Source organism: Microbacterium tumbae, assembly GCF_054780175.1.
Window position 1 is genome coordinate 785311 of record NZ_BAAGWV010000002.1, and the last position, 18765, is coordinate 804075.

At 68.9% G+C, this 18765-nt stretch carries 16 protein-coding genes; 3 read left to right on the top strand and 13 right to left on the bottom strand.

The window, feature by feature from the left end; translation table 11 throughout:
• Positions 1–92: 92 nt before the first annotated feature.
• Positions 93–443 (bottom strand): hypothetical protein, encoded by a 351-nt coding sequence (locus tag ACYVGQ_RS11110; protein WP_460784675.1) that lies wholly within the window; start codon positions 441–443, stop codon positions 93–95.
• Positions 440–907, bottom strand: a complete 468-nt coding sequence (locus ACYVGQ_RS11115) for a hypothetical protein (protein WP_460784676.1) — start codon at positions 905–907, stop codon at positions 440–442. Before ACYVGQ_RS11115 ends, ACYVGQ_RS11110 begins: the two co-directional genes overlap by 4 nt.
• Before the next feature lie 72 nt (positions 908–979).
• On the opposite strand from ACYVGQ_RS11115, the gene ACYVGQ_RS11120 reads away from it, so the two are divergent.
• On the top strand, positions 980–1918 hold the full coding sequence (locus ACYVGQ_RS11120; protein ID WP_460784677.1) for a hypothetical protein: 939 nt from the start codon (positions 980–982) through the stop codon (positions 1916–1918).
• A 588-nt stretch (positions 1919–2506) separates the two neighbouring features.
• Here ACYVGQ_RS11120 and ACYVGQ_RS11125 read toward each other — a convergent pair.
• Positions 2507–3166, bottom strand: a complete 660-nt coding sequence (locus ACYVGQ_RS11125; protein ID WP_460784678.1) for a GntR family transcriptional regulator — start codon at positions 3164–3166, stop codon at positions 2507–2509.
• A 69-nt stretch (positions 3167–3235) separates the two neighbouring features.
• Here ACYVGQ_RS11125 and ACYVGQ_RS11130 point away from each other — a divergent pair, with 69 nt between their 5' ends.
• A complete protein-coding gene (locus ACYVGQ_RS11130) occupies positions 3236–6091 on the top strand; it encodes an FAD-binding and (Fe-S)-binding domain-containing protein (protein WP_460784679.1) in 2856 nt (951 codons plus the stop codon).
• 357 nt (positions 6092–6448) lie between these two features.
• Here ACYVGQ_RS11130 and ilvC read toward each other — a convergent pair whose 3' ends face one another.
• The 7 genes from ilvC to ACYVGQ_RS11165 all read right to left on the bottom strand — a co-directional run bounded on the left by ilvC (position 6449) and on the right by ACYVGQ_RS11165 (position 15306).
• Positions 6449–7477 carry a ketol-acid reductoisomerase gene (gene ilvC / locus ACYVGQ_RS11135; protein ID WP_460784680.1) on the bottom strand — a complete coding sequence of 343 codons (1029 nt, stop codon included), beginning with the start codon at positions 7475–7477 and terminating at the stop codon, positions 6449–6451.
• A gap of 91 nt (positions 7478–7568) precedes the next feature.
• Entirely contained in the window at positions 7569–8078 is a 510-nt protein-coding gene (gene ilvN / locus ACYVGQ_RS11140; RefSeq protein ID WP_460784848.1) for an acetolactate synthase small subunit, read from the bottom strand.
• A gap of 5 nt (positions 8079–8083) precedes the next feature.
• On the bottom strand, positions 8084–9886 hold the full coding sequence (locus tag ACYVGQ_RS11145) for an acetolactate synthase large subunit (RefSeq protein ID WP_460784681.1): 1803 nt from the start codon (positions 9884–9886) through the stop codon (positions 8084–8086).
• Positions 9887–9953: 67 nt separating this feature from the next.
• A complete protein-coding gene (gene ilvD / locus ACYVGQ_RS11150; protein WP_460784682.1) occupies positions 9954–11669 on the bottom strand; it encodes a dihydroxy-acid dehydratase in 1716 nt (571 codons plus the stop codon).
• 10 nt (positions 11670–11679) lie between these two features.
• Positions 11680–12477, bottom strand: a complete 798-nt coding sequence (gene otsB / locus ACYVGQ_RS11155; protein ID WP_460784683.1) for a trehalose-phosphatase — start codon at positions 12475–12477, stop codon at positions 11680–11682.
• Positions 12478–12571: 94 nt separating this feature from the next.
• Positions 12572–13978 carry an alpha,alpha-trehalose-phosphate synthase (UDP-forming) gene (locus ACYVGQ_RS11160; RefSeq protein WP_460784684.1) on the bottom strand — a complete coding sequence of 469 codons (1407 nt, stop codon included), beginning with the start codon at positions 13976–13978 and terminating at the stop codon, positions 12572–12574.
• Positions 13979–14049: 71 nt separating this feature from the next.
• Positions 14050–15306 (bottom strand): MFS transporter, encoded by a 1257-nt coding sequence (locus ACYVGQ_RS11165; protein ID WP_460784685.1) that lies wholly within the window; start codon positions 15304–15306, stop codon positions 14050–14052.
• A 176-nt stretch (positions 15307–15482) separates the two neighbouring features.
• Between ACYVGQ_RS11165 and ACYVGQ_RS11170 the strand changes: the two genes are divergently transcribed.
• Positions 15483–15767: a hypothetical protein gene (locus ACYVGQ_RS11170; protein ID WP_460784686.1), complete on the top strand. Its 285-nt coding sequence runs from the start codon at positions 15483–15485 to the stop codon at positions 15765–15767.
• 352 nt (positions 15768–16119) lie between these two features.
• On the opposite strand, the gene ACYVGQ_RS11175 is transcribed toward ACYVGQ_RS11170, so the two are convergent.
• Genes ACYVGQ_RS11175 through ACYVGQ_RS11185 form a run of 3 tightly spaced genes read right to left on the bottom strand, consistent with a single transcriptional unit; the run spans position 16120 to position 18717 of the window.
• Positions 16120–17298 (bottom strand): acetyl-CoA C-acetyltransferase, encoded by a 1179-nt coding sequence (locus tag ACYVGQ_RS11175; RefSeq protein ID WP_460784687.1) that lies wholly within the window; start codon positions 17296–17298, stop codon positions 16120–16122.
• Complete coding sequence (locus ACYVGQ_RS11180; RefSeq protein WP_460784688.1) at positions 17295–17942, bottom strand: 3-oxoacid CoA-transferase subunit B; 648 nt, start codon at positions 17940–17942, stop codon at positions 17295–17297. The genes ACYVGQ_RS11175 and ACYVGQ_RS11180 overlap by 4 nt, the downstream gene beginning before the upstream one ends.
• Positions 17926–18717: a CoA transferase subunit A gene (locus ACYVGQ_RS11185; protein ID WP_460784849.1), complete on the bottom strand. Its 792-nt coding sequence runs from the start codon at positions 18715–18717 to the stop codon at positions 17926–17928. The genes ACYVGQ_RS11180 and ACYVGQ_RS11185 overlap by 17 nt, the downstream gene beginning before the upstream one ends.
• Between the last annotated feature and the right edge of the window lie 48 nt (positions 18718–18765).

Consider the following 18765-nt stretch of genomic DNA (forward strand, 5'->3'; position numbering starts at 1 on the left):
GGATACGCGGGTGGGATCGATGCGCCGCACGCCTTCGGGGCGCGATCGGTACCACCTTAGCTCAGCGCCGGGAGCGGCCGTTTCGTGTGACGTCAGAGATCGAGGTTCACCAGGGCGTCCATGTTCAGGATGCTGTAGCCGACCAGGCTCAGCCAGAACACCGCGATGACGGCGAGACCCGTGAGCAGCACGAGCGCGAGCTCGCCGAGGCCCCTCCGCCGCCCGATCGCGAAGGCGAGCACGAACACGATGATCGGGAACGCGACGCCGAACAGCAGCGTGCCCCAGCCTGCTCCGGTCAGACCGCTCCCCTGCGCCATGATGACGAGGTACGCGATCGCGTTCCACACCGCGTAGGCGTAGAACAGGCCGCCGATGCCGACCACCGTCGCCCTGAGCCATCCGAACGGCCGGACGTCCGCCGTGATCCTGTCCTCGCTCATGCGCCGATCGCTCCCGTCATCACGAAGGGCCAGGGCACGAGCAGCACCGCGCCCACGAGCAGCAGCAGGACCCGGAGCCATGCGGCACTGCGACGGGTGAGTATCCAGACGGTGAGCATCCACAGAGCCGGGGCGACGATAGCGAGGATCTGCCAGGGCAGGTACATCGCGTCCGAGACGATGAGGTTCGCCAGCGGCTTCAGGTTGAGACCGCCGATGACCCAGCCGACCGAGTACAGCAGATAGACGCCGCCGAAAACGCCGAGCAGCACGAGCATCGTGGTGCTGATCTGACCGGGTTGCGCGGCAGCGTCCGGCGCGCTCACCGTGCCGTCGTCCTCGATGCGCGCGACCTCCTCGCTCCCCTTGCCGACGGCGTTCCAGCCGCGCGGCAGGGCCGGCTTCGCGTCGACGCGGTCGTCGTCGCCCTCCCCGGAGAGAGCGTCCTCGGCATCCGATGTCATCCCCCCAGCGTAGCGATGCCGAGGAGCCGCCCACTAGGCTCGGTGCGAGCACTCACAGAGGGGAAACGCACAGTGGCTGAGCGCAAGGATGAGGCGGCGAAGTCGACCGCTGCGGAACGGACCGGAGCGACGGGCGGGGAATGGACGCCGACGGCGGCCTCCAAGAAGCAGGCGACGACGTTCCGCTGGATCGCGGTGGCCCTGTGGGCCGTCGCCATCGCCGCCGAGGCCGTCGGCATCTTCTGGCTGCTGCGCCAGCGCGAGTACGTGGGCGAGGACGGCGTGCTCGTCCGCGACGCGGACACCGGTCTGCTCTCCGCCCCCGGCGTCACCGCGACCTTCCCGCAATGGGCGTTCATCACGCTCCTCGTGCTCTTCGTCGTGATCGCCGTGCTCTCGATCGCCGGTTCCCTCCTCTGGAAGAAGGCGAACCGCCTCGACCCGGCGAAGAAGTCCGAGACCGTCCGGTTCTTCGTGCAGAACCAGCTCGGCGCGATCATCGCGATCATCGCGTTCGTGCCCCTCATCATCCTCGTCTTCCTGAACAAGGACATGGACAAGGGGCAGAAGACCACGGCCGGCATCGTCGGCATCGTCCTCGCCGCTCTCGCCGTCGTCTTCGGCGTGGACTTCAACCCGCCGTCCGTCGAGCAGTACACGGCGGACCAGTCGACCGTCATCCAGCTGCTCGGAGAGGACGAGGTCTTCTGGGTCCCCGGCGGCGCGGTCTACCACGTCTGCGATGGCGTGTCCGACATCCAGACCGGCAGCGAGATCTTCGACGGCACCACCGCAGAGGCGGTCGCCGCAGGCAAGAGCCGTCTGACGCTGAAGTTCGCCTCTGAACTGACCGCCTGCGGCCTCGCCGTTCCGGAGAACTCTGAGGAGATCGCGGATGCACTCCGCGAGATCCAGGCGGGCAACGTCGACACGCTGCTGCCGGCTCCGGTGTGGGCCGATCCCTCGGACGCCCCGATCGACATCGAGACCGAGGCGGCCCCGGCCGAGTGACGCTCCCACCCGCCCGCTGAGCGAGGAGAGGATGCCGCACACCGTCCTTCCCCGTTCGTCGAGAGAGGACGCCGCGGGCGATCGAGTCGAAACGGAGCAGGACGAAACCCCGTTTCGACTCGCTCCGCTCGCTCAACGAACGGGATAGAGCGCTCGCTCAACGAACGGAATAGAGGGCTCACTCAGCGAGCGGAATAGAGGGCTCGCTCAACGAACGCGACGCGCGCAGAGCATCCTCCCCCTCCGCTCGTTGAGCGAGGACGCCGCAGGCGACCGAGTCGAAACGGAGCAGGACGAAACCCCGTTTCGACTCGCTCCGCTCGCTCAACGAACGGAATAGAGCGCTCGCTCAACGAACGGAATAGAGGGCTCGCTCAACGAACGGGATAGAGCGCTCGCTCAACGAACGCGACGCGCGCAGAGCATCCTCCCCCTCCGCTCGTTGAGCGAGGACGCCGCAGGCGACCGAGTCGAAACGGAGCAGGACGAAACCCCGTTTCGACTCGCTCCGCTCGCTCAACGAACGGGATAGAGCGCTCGCTCAGCGAACGGGATAGAGGGCTCGCTCAGCGAGCGGGTAGGGAGCTCTCAGCGAGCGGGAGAGAGCGCCGCCACGAGCCGCTCCTCGGCTGAGCCGAGATGCTCGGCGAGCAGAGTCGCAGCGCGCTCGCCCTCCCCGGCCGTCACGGCCGCGAGGATGGCCGCGTGCTGTGCCGCGATGACCGCGGCATCCAGCAGGCGTCTGCCCTGGACCTGAGCCATGCACAGCCGCACCTCGTCGAGCACGCTGCGGTACATGCGGGAGGTCCGCTCGCTGCCGATCGCGTCGATGAGCGCCGTGTGGAACCTCAGGTCCGGATCGACCGTCGCAGGGTCGGGTCCTGCCGGCATGGCCAGGATCTCGGCATTCGCCGCGAATGCCTCGCTCGGCCCCGTCTCCGCGGCGGCGAGCTCACGCAGCGCCGCGCTCTCCAGCCGCGTGCGGGTGCGGTAGACGTCGCGCACCATCTCCGCGTCGATCGCCACCACACGGGCGCTGCGGTGCGCCGTGCGCACCAGCAGCCCGGAGGCGACGAGCTGCTCGATCGCCGCCTTGGCGCTCGGACGCGCCACTCCGTACGCCTCGGATACCTTCGCCTCGGTGAGCGCCGTTCCCGAGTGGACCTCCCCGCTCAGGATGCCGGCGCGCAACTCGCGCGTCACGGCATCCACCACGCCGACGACGCCGAGGACGGGAGTGCTGGTCATAGGACCAGCGTAGAGGACAGTAGACTAAACCAGTACACTTGTCTGACAATTCTTGCGAAGGAGCCACCCGTGTCGACGACGCTCGCCCATCCGCTGGACACCGCTCTTCTGGGCGCCGGAACTACCGTCGCCGCACGCTCCATCGACAGATTCGCCCACGCTCACGATGCCTCGCACTATCTCCTGGTCCCCGATGCCGTGCTGTCCCCGCAGGATGCCGACGGCGTCGCGCGCGCATTCGACGCCGTCCGCGCCGCGGGGCGCACGCTGACCTTCCGCTCCGGGGGAACGAGCTTGTCCGGCCAAGGGGTTACGGACGACATCCTCGTCGACACACGCAGCGCCTTCCGGGATATCGCCGTCGAGCAGGACGGCGATATCGTGCGTGTCGGCCCCGGGGCGACCGTCCGCCAGGTCAACACGCGGCTCGCCCGCTACAAGCGCAAGCTCGGGCCAGACCCCGCCAGTGAGATCGCCTGCACGATCGGCGGAGTCGTGGCGAACAATTCCAGCGGCATGGCCTGCGGGATCGTGGAGAACTCGTACCGCACGATCGACTCGCTGCTGCTGGTCCTCCCCAGCGGGACCATCCTCGACACCGCGGCGCCGGACGCCCTGGAAAGGCTCGAAGCCGCCGAGCCAGAGATCGCCGCCGGCCTCAGGGACCTCCGCGCACGGCTGCTCTCGTCCCCCGAGGCCGCCGCATTCGTCCGTCAGCAGTTCGCCATGAAGAACACCATGGGATACGGGCTGAACTCCCTTCTGGACTTCGACGATCCGGTGAAGATCCTCGAGCACCTCGTGATCGGCTCGGAGGGAACCCTCGCCTTCGTCGCCGAGGCGCGCTTCCGCACGATCAGGATCCTCCCGCAGATCGCCACCGGACTTCTCGTGTTCTCGACGCTCGCCGACGCCATGGCGGCCCTTCCCGGCCTCGTCGAGCAGGAACTGGCGACGATCGAACTCATGGACGCCGCTTCGCTCCGCGTGGCGCAGGGTCTCAGCGACGTCCCCGAGGCGATCGCGGAGATCGCCGTGGAGGGGCATGCCGCGCTGCTCGTGGAGGTGCACGCTGCCGATGCCGATGCGCTGACACAGGCCTCCGCCGCGGCGATGGCGGGATTCGATGCACTCCCCCTCGCCGTTCCGCCGCGCCTCACCACGGACGCGTCAGAGCGCGCGTCGCTCTGGCACGTCCGCAAGGGTCTCTACACCGCGGTCGCCGGCGCCCGGCCCTCGGGCACGACAGCGCTTCTGGAGGACATCGTCGTCCCCGTCGACCGGCTGCTGACCACCTGCGAGCGGCTCATCGAGCTGTTCGCCGCGCACGACTACGACGGCTCGGTGATCTTCGGTCACGCCAAGGACGGCAACGTCCACTTCCTTCTCAACGAGCGCTTCGACGACGAGGAGAGCCTCGCGCGCTATCGACGTTTCACCGCCGATCTCGTCGACCTGGTGCTCGGACAGGGCGGCTCGCTGAAGGCCGAGCACGGCACCGGGCGCATCATGGCCCCGTTCGTGCGACGTCAGTACGGAGATCTCCTCACCGACATGATGTGGGAGATCAAGCGCCTGCTCGACCCGGCGGGCATCCTGAACCCCGGCGTCGTGCTGTCGGACGATCCGGACTCCTATCTGCACGATCTGAAGCGCGTGCCGACGGTCGAGCACGAGGTCGACCGTTGCGTCGAATGCGGATACTGCGAGCCCACCTGTCCGAGCAAGAGCGTCACCCTGACACCCCGTCAGCGGATCGTGCTGCGACGCGACATGGCATGGGCCGAGGAGCGGGGCGATGCGGAGCTGCTGAAGGACCTCCGCGCCGACTACGACTACGAGGGCGTGCAGACCTGCGCGGTCGACGGCATGTGCGCGGTCGCGTGCCCCGTGGACATCAACACCGGCGATCTCGTCCGGCGTCTGCGCGCCGAGGAGGCGTCGAAGCTCGAGGACGGCCTGTGGGACGCCGCGGCGAAGAGCTGGGGCGCCGTCACGAGGATCGGCGGACTCGCGCTCACCGTCGCCGATGCCCTGCCCGCACCGCTGGTCGCCGGTGTCACGCAGCTGGGACGCGCGGTGCTGGGCGCCGACACCGTGCCGCTGTACGACGCCGGCCTGCCCCGCGGAGGCTCCAAATCGCCTGTTCCCGTGACACCGGCGGGTGCCAAGGCCGTGTTCTTCGGCGCCTGCATCGGCACGATGTTCGGCCCGGAGGGGCACGGCGAAGGATCACGGGATGCCGTCATGGCCCTGTTGGAGAGGGCCGGCATCCCCGTGGTGATCCCTGACGACGCCGGCGGGCTGTGCTGCGGCACGCCCTGGAAGTCCAAGGGCCACCTCGCCGGCTACGACCGTATGACCGATCGCGTCCTGTCCTCGCTGTGGGAGGCGAGCGGACAGGGCAGGCTGCCCGTGGTGTGCGACGCCGCCTCCTGCACCGAGGGCCTGCACGTGATGCTCGCCAAGGCCGCGGCGAGGCATCCGGAGTACTCGGCTCTGGTGATCGAGGATGCCACGACCTACATCGCCCGAGAGGTGCTGCCGCGGATCACGGTCGGCACCAGGCTCTCGAGCGTCGCGGTGCACCCGACCTGCTCGACGACGGCGCTCGGCGCCACCGGGGCGCTCACCGAGATCGCCGGCGCGGTCGCCGACGAGGTGTACGTCCCCGAGGGCTGGGGATGCTGCGCCTTCGCGGGCGACCGCGGGATGCTGCACCCGGAGCTCACCGCCAGCGCCACAGCCGTCGAGTCGGCGGAGATCGCCGCGGCGGATGCGGAGCGGCACGGCTTCGACGCCTTCGTGTCCGCGAACCGCACCTGCGAGATCGGGATGACGCGCGCGACGGGCAAGCCCTATCGGCACGTCGTCGAGATCCTCGAGGAGCTCAGCCGTCCCGTCGCGGCCTCGCCCGTCCTCTAGCGTCACCCCTCTCGCACCCGCACGGTGAGCGTGCCGCGAGCCTCCCGTTCGTTGAGCGAGCCGAAGGCGAGTCGAAACGCCCCCAGACGAACCCCGTTTCGACTCCTCGCTCCGCTCGTCGCTCAACGAACGGAAAAACAACCACCCCGCACGGTGAGCGAGTCGAGAATCCACCCCGCACGTTGAGCGAGCCGAAGGCGAGTCGAAACGCCCCCAGACGAACCCCGTTTCGACTCCTCGCTCCGCTCGTCGCTCAACGAACGGAGAAACAATCACCCCGCACGGTGAGCGTCGAAACGCAGCTGCACGAAGAGCGGGCGCCCCCGAGGGGACGCCCGCTCTGGAACCGCAAGAGGATCAGCGCGCAGCGCTGCCCTCGATGTAGTCCTCATCGGTCTGCTTCCAGGAGAACAGCGAACGCAGCTCCTTGCCCGTGACCTCGATCGGGTGCTCCTGCTCCTTGGCTCGCAGCTCCAGGAACTCGGTCGCGCCGTTGTCCTGGTCGTTGATGAAACGGGTCGCGAAGGCGCCGGACTGGATGTCGGCGAGCACGCCCTTCATGTTCTCCTTGACCGCCGAGTCGATCACGCGCGGTCCGGAGACGTAGTCGCCGAACTCGGCCGTGTCGGAGATCGACCAGCGCTGCTTGGCGATGCCGCCCTCCCACATGAGGTCGACGATGAGCTTGAGCTCGTGCAGCACCTCGAAGTAGGCGATCTGCGGCTGGTAGCCCGCCTCGACGAGCGTCTCGAAACCGGCCTGCACCAGGTGGCTCATGCCACCGCAGAGCACGGCCTGCTCGCCGAACAGGTCGGTCTCGGTCTCCTCGGTGAAGGTCGTCTTGATGACGCCCGCGCGGGTGCCGCCGATGGCCTTCGCGTATGACAGGGCGACATCCCAGGCCTGACCGGACGCGTCGCGCTCGACGGCGATGATGTCCGGGATGCCGCGGCCGGCGACGAACTCGCGGCGCACCGTGTGCCCGGGCGCCTTCGGGGCGATGAGGATGACGTCGACGCCCTCAGGCGCGTCGATGTAGCCGAAGCGGATGTTGAAGCCGTGCGCGAAGGCGAGGGTCTTGCCCGGAGCCAGGTTCGGCGCGATCGACTCGCTGTAGATCGTGCGCTGGTGCTGGTCCGGCGCGAGGATCATGATGAGGTCGGCCCACGCCGTGGCATCCGCGACGTTCTTGACCGGGAAACCGGCCTCCTCCGCCTTGACGATGGACTTCGAGCCGTCCTTGAGCGCGATGGCGACCTCGACACCCGAGTCGCGCAGGTTCATCGCGTGGGCGTGGCCCTGCGAGCCGTAGCCCACGATCGCGACCTTCTTGCCCTGGATGAGCGACAGGTCGGCGTCGGCGTCGTAGAAGATCTCAGTACTCACTTTGCGTTTCTCCTTGATGGTGGTTGCGTTTCGACTCGCTCCGCTCGCTCAACGAGCGGGGCGGGATTGATGATGGTTGCGAAGTTCGGGGTCAGCCGCGCAGGACGCGTTCGGTGATGCTCTTGCCTCCGCGGCCCATGGCGAGCAGGCCGGACTGCGCGAGCTCCTTGATGCCGAAGGGCTCGAGCGCACGGAGGATCGCATCGACCTTGCCCTTGTCGCCGGTCACCTCGATGACGAGAGCGTCAGCGGCGTAGTCGACGACCGAGGCGCGGAACAGGTTCACGATCTCGATCACGTTCGAGCGCGTGGCGTTGTCCGTGCGCACCTTCACGAGCACATGATGGCGCTGCACCGACGTCGCGAAGTCGAGCTCGACGATCTTGATGACGTTGATGAGCTTGTTCAGCTGCTTGGTGACCTGCTCGAGCGGCAGATCCTCGACGTCGACGACGACGGTGATGCGCGAGATCCCCGGCACCTCCGTCACCCCGACGGCGAGGGACTCGATGTTGAAGCCGCGGCGGGCGAACAGTCCGGCGACGCGGGTGAGGAGACCGGGACGGTCTTCGACGAGAAGGCTCAGAACGTGCTTGGACATCTCGCTCACTCATCCCCTTCGAAGGTCGGTGCATGGTCGATCGCGTACTGGACGTAGCTGTTGCTCACGCCCTGCGGCACCATCGGCCACACCATCGCGTCCGCGGACACCACGAAGTCGATCACCACGGGTCGGTCGTTCGTCTCCAGCGCCTGCTGGATCGCGGCGTCCACGTCCTCCTCCTTCTCCACCCGGATCGCGAGGCATCCGTACGCATCGGCGAGCTTGACGAAGTCGGGGACGCGGACGGTGCCGTGACCGGTGTTCAGGTCGGTGTTGGAGTGGCGTCCGTCGTAGAACAGCGTCTGCCACTGGCGCACCATGCCCAGCGAGGAGTTGTTGATGATCGCGACCTTGATCGGGATGTTGTTGATGACGCAGGTGGCGAGCTCCTGGTTGGTCATCTGGAAGCATCCGTCGCCGTCGATCGCCCAGACCACGCGCTCGGGCTCGGCGACCTTGGCCCCCATCGCCGCAGGGACCGAGTAGCCCATGGTGCCGGCGCCGCCGGAGTTGAGCCAGGCGTTGGGGCGCTCGTACTTGATGAACTGGGCCGCCCACATCTGGTGCTGGCCCACGCCCGCCGCGTACACCGCCTCCGGGCCGGTGAGCTCGCCGATGCGCTGGATGACGTACTGCGGGGAGAGCAGGCCATCGGTCGTCGGCGTGTAGCCGAGCGGGAACTCGTCGCGCAGGCCGTCCAGGTACGACCACCATTCGGCGATGTCGGGCGTGGTCTCCGCCGCGGCGTTGCGGTACGCGGTCTCCAGATCCACGAGCACGTCGCGGACGTCGCCGACGATCGGCACATCCGCCGTGCGGATCTTCGAGATCTCGGCCGGATCGATGTCGACGTGCACGACCTTCGCGTTCGGGGCGAACAGCGCGGCCTTGCCGGTCACGCGGTCGTCGAACCGGGCGCCGAGCGCCACGATGAGGTCGGACTCCTGCAGGGCGAGCACGGCCGGGACTGTGCCGTGCATCCCCGGCATTCCGAGGTGCTGCGGATGCGAGTCGGGGAAGGCGCCACGGGCCATCAGCGTCGTCACGACAGGGGCTCCTGACGCCTCGGCGAAGCTCTTGAGCTCCGCGGAGGCGCGCCCCCGGATCACACCACCGCCGACGTAGAGGACCGGCTTCCTCGCCTCGACGAGGAGGGCTGCAGCCGCCTGGATCTGCTTGCCGTGCGCCTTGGTCACCGGCCGGTAGCCGGGCAGATCGTACTTCGGCGGCCAGATGAACGGAGCCTTGGCCTGCTGGGCGTCCTTCGTGATGTCCACGAGCACGGGACCGGGGCGTCCTGTCCCCGCGATCTCGAACGCGGCGGCGACGGCGCCCGGGATCTCGTGCACGTCCTTCACGAGGATGGAGTGCTTGGTGACCGGCATCGTGATGCCGACGATGTCGGCCTCCTGGAAGGCGTCCGTCCCCATGAGCGTGGAGAAGACCTGGCCGGTGATGGCGACGAACGGAACCGAGTCCATATAGGCGTCGGCGATCGCGGTCACGAGGTTGGTGGCGCCGGGACCCGAGGTCGCGATGGCGACGCCCACCTTGTTGGATGCCGCGGCGTAGCCCTCGGCGGCATGGCCGGCGCCCTGCTCGTGGCGGACCAGGATGTGACGCAGCTCGGTGGAGTCGAGCAGCGGGTCGTAGACCTCCATGATCGCGCCGCCGGGGAGGCCGAACACATCGGTGACCCCGAGCAGCTCGAGCGAGCGCACGAGCGCCTGGGCGCCGGTCAGCTCAGGGGCGGCGGATCGAGAGGATGGCGGCCGGGGCACGGCCGACACGGAATCAGCAGTCATGGATTTCCTTGCGATCTGAGGAGGAAGAAGTGGGCGGAGCGCGGAACGCTCCGTATTCGCCTGCGGATCAACCGGTCGTGGCGCCCTCTGCAGCGGAGCGCACGAGTCGGGAGTACTTGGCAAGAACGCCACGGGTATAGCGCGGGGGAAGCGGCTCCCAGCCGGAGCGGCGGGAGGCGAGCTCTGCCTCGTCGACGAGTAGATCGAGAGAGCGAGCTGCGATATCGACCCGTATCAGATCACCATCGCGCACGAAGGCGATGGGACCTGCGTCCACCGCTTCGGGTGCTATGTGGCCGATGCACAGGCCGGTTGTGCCGCCTGAGAATCGTCCGTCTGTCAAGAGTAGTACATCTTTTCCGAGCCCAGCGCCCTTGATCGCGGCGGTGATGGCCAGCATCTCGCGCATACCGGGCCCGCCCTTGGGCCCCTCGTAGCGAATCACGATGACGGTTCCGGGGTCGATGGCGCCCTCGGCGACGGCATCCATCGCCGCGCGCTCGCGCTCGAACACGCGTGCAGGGCCCTCGAAGACGGCTGCGTCGAAGCCGGCGGTCTTCACGACGGCACCTTCGGGGGCGAGTGAGCCGTGCAGGATGGTGAGTCCGCCCGTGGCGTGGATCGGGTTGTCGAAGGTGTGGATGACCGTGCCGTCGATCGGCTGCGGGTCGAGCTCCGCGAGATTCTCCGCAAGCGTCTTGCCCGTCACGGTGAGCGCGTCCCCGTGCAGGAGCCCTTCGTCGAGCATCGCCTTCATGATGACCGGGATGCCGCCGTGCCGGTCGACGTCGTTCATGACGTATTTTCCGAACGGCTTCATGTCGGCGACGTGGGGCACCTTGTCACCGATGCGGTTGAAGTCGTGCAGGCTCAGCTCCACCTCCGCCTCGCGGGCGATCGCCAGCAGGTGCAGCACGACGTTCGTCGAGCCGCCGAGCGCCATCGCCAGCGCGATCGCGTTCTCGAACGCCTCGGGGGTGAGGATGTCGCGCGTGGTGATCCCCTGGCGGAGCAGGTTCACCACGGCCTCGCCCGAGCGATGGGCGAAGTAGTCCCGACGACGATCGGCGGCCGGAGGGGCGGCGGAGCCGGGAAGGCTCAGTCCGAGGGCCTCGGCCACGGACGCCATCGTGTTGGCGGTGTACATGCCGCCGCAGGCGCCCTCTCCCGGCGCGATCGCGCACTCGATGCGCTTGAGGTCCTCCTCGCTCATGAGCCCTGCTCGATAGGCGCCCACCGCTTCGAAGGAGTCGATGATGGTGACGTCCTTCTCGGTGCCGTCCGAGAGCTTCACCCAGCCGGGGGCGATGGAGCCGGCATAGAGGAAGACGCTGGAGAGGTCCAGCCGGGCACTGGCCATGAGCATCCCGGGGATGGACTTGTCGCAGCCGGCGAGGAGCACGGAGCCGTCCAGCCGCTCGGCCATCATGACGGTTTCGACGGAGTCGGCGATCACCTCGCGCGAGACGAGGGAGAAGTGCATGCCCTCGTGCCCCATCGAGATGCCGTCCGAGACGGAGACGGTGCCGAACTGCAGCGGATAGCCGCCGCCGGAGTGGACGCCCTCCTTCGCGCCCTGAGCGAGGCGGTCCAGGCTCAGGTTGCAGGGCGTGATCTCGTTCCAGCTCGAGGCGATGCCGATCTGGGGCTTGTCCCAGTCGGCGTCTCCCATCCCGACGGCGCGGAGCATGCCGCGCGAGGTCGTCGCCTCGATGCCGTCCGTGACGACGCGGCTGCGGGGCTTGATGTCGATGGGCGTGTTCGACGGTTCCTGCGGGGCCATACTGGGCAGTCTATTCCCGTCCGGCCGCCCGCTCGTCGGCGACCTGCGCAAGGAGCTCCGCGATCTGCTGCGGATCGTCCACACGCAGCGTCGCCGCCGACTCCCCCGGTCCGACGCGGACTCCGAGATCCCCCGGCACGAGCACGCGCATGGCGTCCTCGTCCGTGACGTCATCGCCGGCGAACAGGATGCCGGTCGCGGCGAAGTGCTCCCGGAGCACGCCGATCGCGGCGTCCTTCCCCTCGCTCCGCGAGGAGAACTCCAGCACTCGGTGCCCCGACCGCCGACGCCAGTGCGGGAATCTCTCGGCCACCAGCGCGTCGATCTCGGCGAACACCGCGGCCTCGACCTCGGACGTCGCCCGACGCGTGTGCACCCCCATGCCGAATGTCTTCGGCTCGAACTCCGCGCCGTCGTAGCGATCGATGATCGGCCGCGCCGCCGCCCAGAGCTCTTCCCTGGTGCCGTCCTCGGTCGGCTCTCCGGTCGGCGCCGCCTCACCGGCGCCCGGGAACCAGTACTGGGCGCCGTGCGAGCCGGCGAGCGCGACGGCCGAGTCGTCGTCGTGCTCGGTGATGACGCGGAGATCGTGCAGACTGCGCCCGGACACGAAGGCGATGAACGTGTCGGGGAGCACGGCGAGACGATCGAGCTGCTCCGTGACGGCGGGCAGCGCGCGTGCGGCCATGGGCTCGGCGATCAGCGGAGACGCCGTGCCGTCGAAGTCCAGCGCGATGACGAGCCGGGAAGTGGTCGCGATGGCGGTCACGTCGGCGTCGGCGGTTCCGGGCGTCCAGGTACGGGTCACAGCAGGGTCTCCTTCGGCATGGGTCGGAGACCAGCCTTTCATGTCCGCAGCGACGGGCGCGCCGCACAGGGATCGTCGGGCGAAGAAGAGGTGCCTACGCGCCTCGGGCTTCGCGCAGAGCGGCCAGGAACGAGGAGGACCAGGCCTGCACGTCGTTCTCCAGCACCTTGCGTCTGAGCGGCCGCATGCGACGGCCCTGCTCCCCCGGTGTCATCTCGATAGCCGTGAGAATGGCCTCCTTGAGCCCCTCGATATCGTGCGGGTTGACGCGTACGGCCGTGCGCAGCTCATCCGCCGCTCCGGTGAACTCGCTCAGCACGAGCACACCGCGGTTGTCGACGCGGCTGGCGACGTACTCCTTGGCGACGAGGTTCATGCCGTCGCGGAGCGCCGTCACGAGCATCACGTCGGCGGCGAGGTAGAGCGCGACCATCTCCTCCCGGGGGAAGCCCTGGTGCAGATACCGGATCGCGGTGTGGCCCATCGTGTCGTAGTCGCCGTTGATCCGACCGACGGCGAGCTCGATCTCGTCGCGCAGATTCACATAGGAGTCCACTCGTTCCCTGCTCGGGCTGGCCACCTGCACGAGCGTGACGTCCTCGACGTGGAGCCTGCCCTGTGTGAGGAGCTCGCCGTACGCCTTGACGCGGTGCCGGATGCCCTTCGTGTAGTCCAGACGGTCCACACCGAGAAGGATCCTCTTCGGATTGCCCAGGCTCTCGCGGATCTCGGCGGCGCGCGCCTGGATGTCCGGCCGCGCGGCGAGCTCCAGGTACGGCCCGGTGTCGATGGAGATCGGGAACGCCTTCGCCACGGCGGTGCGCGTGCCGTCCTCGCCCGGAACCGCGACGTTCGCGCCCTTGGTCTCATACCTCAGCCGCCGTCTGACGGCGGTGAGGAAGTAGGTGGCGTCCTGAGCGCGCTGGAATCCGATGACGTCCGCCCCGAGCAGACCGCGCAGCACCTGGTCACGCCAGGGCAGCTGTGCGTACAGGCCGTGCGCGGGGAACGGGATGTGATGGAAGTACCCGATCGTCACATCCGGCCGCAGCGCCCGCACCATCTCGGGCACGAGCTGCAGCTGGTAGTCGTGCACCCAGACCGTCCCGCCCTCGGTGACCGCTGCCGCGGCGGCCTCCGCGAACCTCCGGTTCACCGTGACATAGGCCTCCCACCACTCGCGATGGAACTGCGGAGGCGCGATCACATCGTGGTACAGCGGCCAGATCGTGTCGTTGGCGAAGCCCTCGTAGTACTCCTCGACCTCGTGCTCGCTCAGCGCGATCGGGATGAGGCGGATGCCGTTCGCGCTGAACGGCTCGAGCTCGAGCCCAGCCTGCCCAGGCCACCCGACCCAGGCGCCGTCGACCGAGTGCATGATCGGCTCGAGAGCCGCGACGAGCCCGCCTGGCGAGGTGCGCCAGACCTCCTCGCCGTCCGGCCCCTGGACCCGATCCACCGGCAATCGGTTCGCGACGACGACGAATTCCGCAACGGTCATGGAGACTCCTCACACCGGTGGTCGGTTCGTCCAGCGTATCCCGGATGCCGTTTCCGGCATGTGACGGGACGTCACAGGCCGGCTTCGCGCACCCGCTTCGGATCGGAGAGGAACCAGTTCACGACGCCGCACGCGAGCACGAGGGCGGCCGCCGCTCCCGGAAGCAGGAGGGCAGGCCCGGTCCCGGCGGATTCGGCGATCGCGCCGGTGATCGCCGAGGCCGCCGCCTGTCCGACCACGACGCCGGAACCGAGCATCGTCATCACTGTCGCCGAGCGTCCGAGAGGGCTGCGGGCAGCGCCGAACCCGTACTGCGTGACGAGCATCGGGCCGATGCCGATGCCCATCACCGCGAGTGCCGCGATCATCGCGGGAACGGAGCTCGCCGTCGCCACGAGGAGGGCGCCCGCGAACAGGATGGCGCCGAAGACGAGCCATCGGGCGCGCAGCGGGAACCGCGCGGGCAGCCAGGCGACGCCCAGCGCCAGCACCGCCGATCCGATGCCCATGACGCCGTAGAGGAGCCCCGCCTGCTCGTCGTCGCCCCTGTCCGCCATGAAGGACGTGAGCGAGGTGAGCATCGCACCGAAGAACAGTCCCACCCCGAGGATGCCGATGACGACGACTACGAGTTCGGGGCGGAACAGGGCTCCCACCGGCGAGGGCGCGGAGCCGCCGGCCCCTCGGGCCGCGGAGATGTGCCGTCCGGTCGGGTGCAGGGCGAAGGCCCCGACGAACACGAAGGTCAGTGCTGACGCGGCGACCAGCGGAGCCCACGGCTCGATCGCGGAGGCCAGGATGCCGACGAGGAACGGCCCGAAGACGAACACCGTCTCGTCGGCCGCGGACTCGTACGACAGCGTGCCCGAGATCCTCCGGTCCCTCGCCTGTGCGGGCATCCGATCGGTGATGAGGGTCACCAGGCGCGAACGCGACATCGGAGACACCTGAGGAGCCGAGGCGCCGACGACGAGCGCGGCGAGGAGGACGAGCACGTCCGGAGCAGGGCTGTAGACCACCCAGGCGAAGACGGCGAGCGCTGTGCCGTTCACGAGCGCGGACGCCACGAGGACGACGCGCTGACCGTAGCGATCGGCGGCGGCGCCGAGGAGCGGTCCGACCACGGCCGTCCCGAGGCCGACCGCGGCGGAGGTGAGGCCGCCGAGCGACAGGGAACCGCGGGCGGAGACGACCACGGTCAGAACGCCCACCACCATCATGGCGAAGGGCAGACGGGCGATGAAGGCGATGAGGAAGTACGGGAACCCTGCAAGCCTGAGCAGGCTCGGCGCGGCATCCGTCGAACGGGAGATCTGCGTCTGGGTCATTGGCTCTCGCGCGTCGGACGGACGCGGGGATCGGGTGCCGCCGCTGTCCGCCGGGAAGCCGACGGCCGGTAGATACACAGCTGGTGAGCGCCGAAGCGCCGCGCGCCATTCTAGCGTCCGCGCCTGAGAAGAGCCAGGTCTGCACCGGTCGCGGGGTGAACGAGTAGCGTGGGGGCATGCGCTACCTGTTCAGCACCGGACTGTTCGCCGCGATCACGGCGGGGATCTCCCTGCTGAAGGGCACGCGCGAGGCTCCGATCACCTGGCGCGCCGTGCTCGCATGGCTCAGCTGGGGCATCACGCTCGCATTCGCGATCGGCGCTGTCGTCGACACGCGCCGGGACGAACGGGGGATCCTGGTGGCGCACGACTCGCCCCTCGCCAAGGCGCAGGCCAAGCGGGCCGTCAAGGTCGCCAAGGCACAGGAGAAGGCGGCGAAGGCCTCCCCCGCGACCCGTTGAGCGAGGACGGCACGGTCCGCAGCCGCAGCACGCCCCCTTCGCGCACGTTCTTCCCGGTCGTTGAGCGAGGACGGCGCAGCCGACCGAGTCCAAACGCAGCCCGTCACAAGACCCGTTTCGACTCGCTCCGCTCGCTCAACGAACGGAAGGAAGGTCCCGCCGCTTCTCCCCCGGTCGTTCGGAAGGAAAGTCCCGCTGCTTCTCCCCCGGTCGTTCGGAAGGAAAGTCCCGCTGCTTCTCCCCCGGTCGTTGAGCGAGGACGGCGCAGCCGACCGAGTCGAAACGCAGCTCGAGACGAACCCCGTTTCGACTCGCTCCGCTCGCTCGACGAACGGAACGGAGGAACCCATCCTCAGCGGGTGAGGATGAGCGCCTCCCCCTGACCGCCGCCGCCGCAGAGCCCGACCGCCGCGGTGCCGCTCCCCCGTCGGGCCAGCTCATGGGCCATGTGCACGACGAGACGGTTGCCGCTCGCACCGATGGGGTGGCCGATGGCGATGCCGCCGCCGTGGATGTTCACGATGTCGGACGAGACGCCGAGCTCGCTCTGCGAGCGGGCGACCACGGCCCCGAAGGCCTCGTTGATCTCGACCAGATCGAGATCCGATGCCGAGATGCCCTGCTTCTGCAGCGCCCGCTCTATGGCGCGCGCCGGCTGCGCCTGAAGAGAGTTGTCCGGTCCGGCGGTCTGTCCGCTCGCACCGACGCTCACGAGCACCGGCCAGCCGTGGGCCTCGGCGTTGTCCCGCGTCGTGACGATCACCGCGGAGGCCCCGTCCGAGATCTGGGAGGAGTTGCCCGCCGTGATCGAGCCGTCCGCGCTGAAAGCCGGACGCAGACCGGCAAGGGTCTCGACCGTCGTCTCCGGCCGGATCCCCTCGTCCTGCGTGACACGCAACGGCTCTCCCCGGCGCTGCGGCACCTCGACCGTGACGAGCTCGGCGTCGAAGACGCCGGCGTCCCGGGCGGCGGCGGCTCGCTGATGCGAGAGCGCGGCGACCGCATCCTGAGCCTCGCGCGTCAACGCGTACCGGGCGTTGTGCTGCTCGGTGGACAGCCCCATGCTGACCTTGTCGTAGGCGTCGGTGAGCCCGTCGTAGGCCATGTGGTCCAGCACCTCGACGCTCCCGTAGCTCCAGCCGTCGCGCGACCCCATCAGCAGATGCGGGGCGCGCGTCATCGACTCCATGCCCGCCGCGACCACCGTCGTCGCGTCCCCGGTGCGGATCATCCGAGCGGCGTCGATGATGGCTGTGAGCCCCGAGAGACACACCTTGTTGACCGAGTGCGAGGGGACGTCCCAGCCGATGCCCGCCCCGATCGCGGCCTGACGCGCGGCGTTCTGCCCTGAGCCGGCTGCGAGCACCTGACCGACGATGACCGCATCGATCGCCGCCGGGTCGACGGACGCCCGCTCCAGCGCGCCGCGGATCGCGAAGGATCCCAGCTGCGGCGCCGTGAAGCCGGAGAGCTGCCCCTTCAAGCGCCCCTGCGGTGTGCGCGCGGCCGCGACGATGACGATCTCGCTCATGAGCCCTGCCCTTCAGGGATGATCAGCTCCGGCTCGGTCGCATCGACCACGTCCCGCACCGTGACGTCCGGGGCGGTCTCCACGAGCACCAGCCCGGCCTCTGTGACGTCGATCACCGCCAGGTCCGTGATGATCCGGTGCACGACGCCCCTGCCGGTCAGCGGAAGAGAGCAGTCGTTCACGATCTTCGGCGAGCCGTCCTTCGCGACATGCTCCATGAGCACGATCACGCGGCCTGCGCCATGCACCAGGTCCATCGCGCCGCCGGGCCCCTTGACCATCTTCCCCGGGATCATCCAGTTCGCGAGGTCCCCGGATGCCGAGACCTGCATCGCTCCCAGGATCGCCGCGTCGATCTTCCCCCCACGGATCATCCCGAAGCTCGTGCCGGAGTCGAAGAACGCCGCACCGGGCAGGACGGTGACCGTCTCCTTGCCCGCGTTGATGAGGTCGGGGTCGACGGCATCCTCAGCCGGGTACGGGCCGACGCCGAGGATGCCGTTCTCGGACTGCAGCACGACCGTGACGCCGTCCGGCACGTGATTGGGCACGAGCGTCGGCAGGCCGATGCCCAGGTTGACGTAGGAGCCGTCCTGAAGCTCCGCGGCGGCTCTCGCCGCCATCTGCTCACGCGTCAGCGCCATGCGCCGCTCCTTCCACGGCGACGGTGCGCCGCTCGATGCGCTTGGGGATGTCCGTCCCCACCTCCACGATGCGGTGCACGTAGACGCCGGGCAGGTGCACGCGATCAGGGTCGATCTCCCCCGGTTCGACCAGGCGCTCGACCTGCGCGATGCAGACACGTCCTGCCATCGCGGCGAGCGGGTTGAAGTTGCGCGCCGCCTTGGTGAAGACGAGATTGCCGTGCCGGTCGCCGATCGCGGCGTGCACGAGCGAGAAGTCGGTCGTGATGGCCTCTTCGAGGACGAAGTCCCTCGGCGAGCCGTCCACGTCGAACACGCGGACGTCCTTCGCCGGAGAGGCGACCGCGATCGTCCCGTCCGCACGGTAGCGCCGCGGAAGCCCGCCCTCGGCGACCTGCGTGCCGACGCCTGTCCGGGTGTAGAAGGCGGCGATGCCGGAACCGCCCGCTCTGAGCTTCTCCGCCAGGGTGCCCTGCGGCGTCAGCTCGAGCTCGAGCAGGCCGTCGAGGAACTGCCTCTCGAACTCCTTGTTCTCCCCCACGTAGGAGGATGTCATCTTCCGGATGCGCTGCGCGGCCAGCAGGATTCCCAGCCCCCAGTCGTCGACGCCGCAGTTGTTGCTGACGACGCTGAGGCCGGTGGCGCCCTGCGCGAGAAGCGCCTCGATGAGGGCGATCGGGTTTCCGGAGAGCCCGAACCCGCCGACGGCGAGAGAGGCTCCGTCCGGGATGTCGGCGACCGCGTCGGCGGCGGATGCCCATTGCTTGTCGATCACGTCACTCCTTCGAGGTCCTGTCTCCAGCATCCGCCTCTCGAAGCGCAG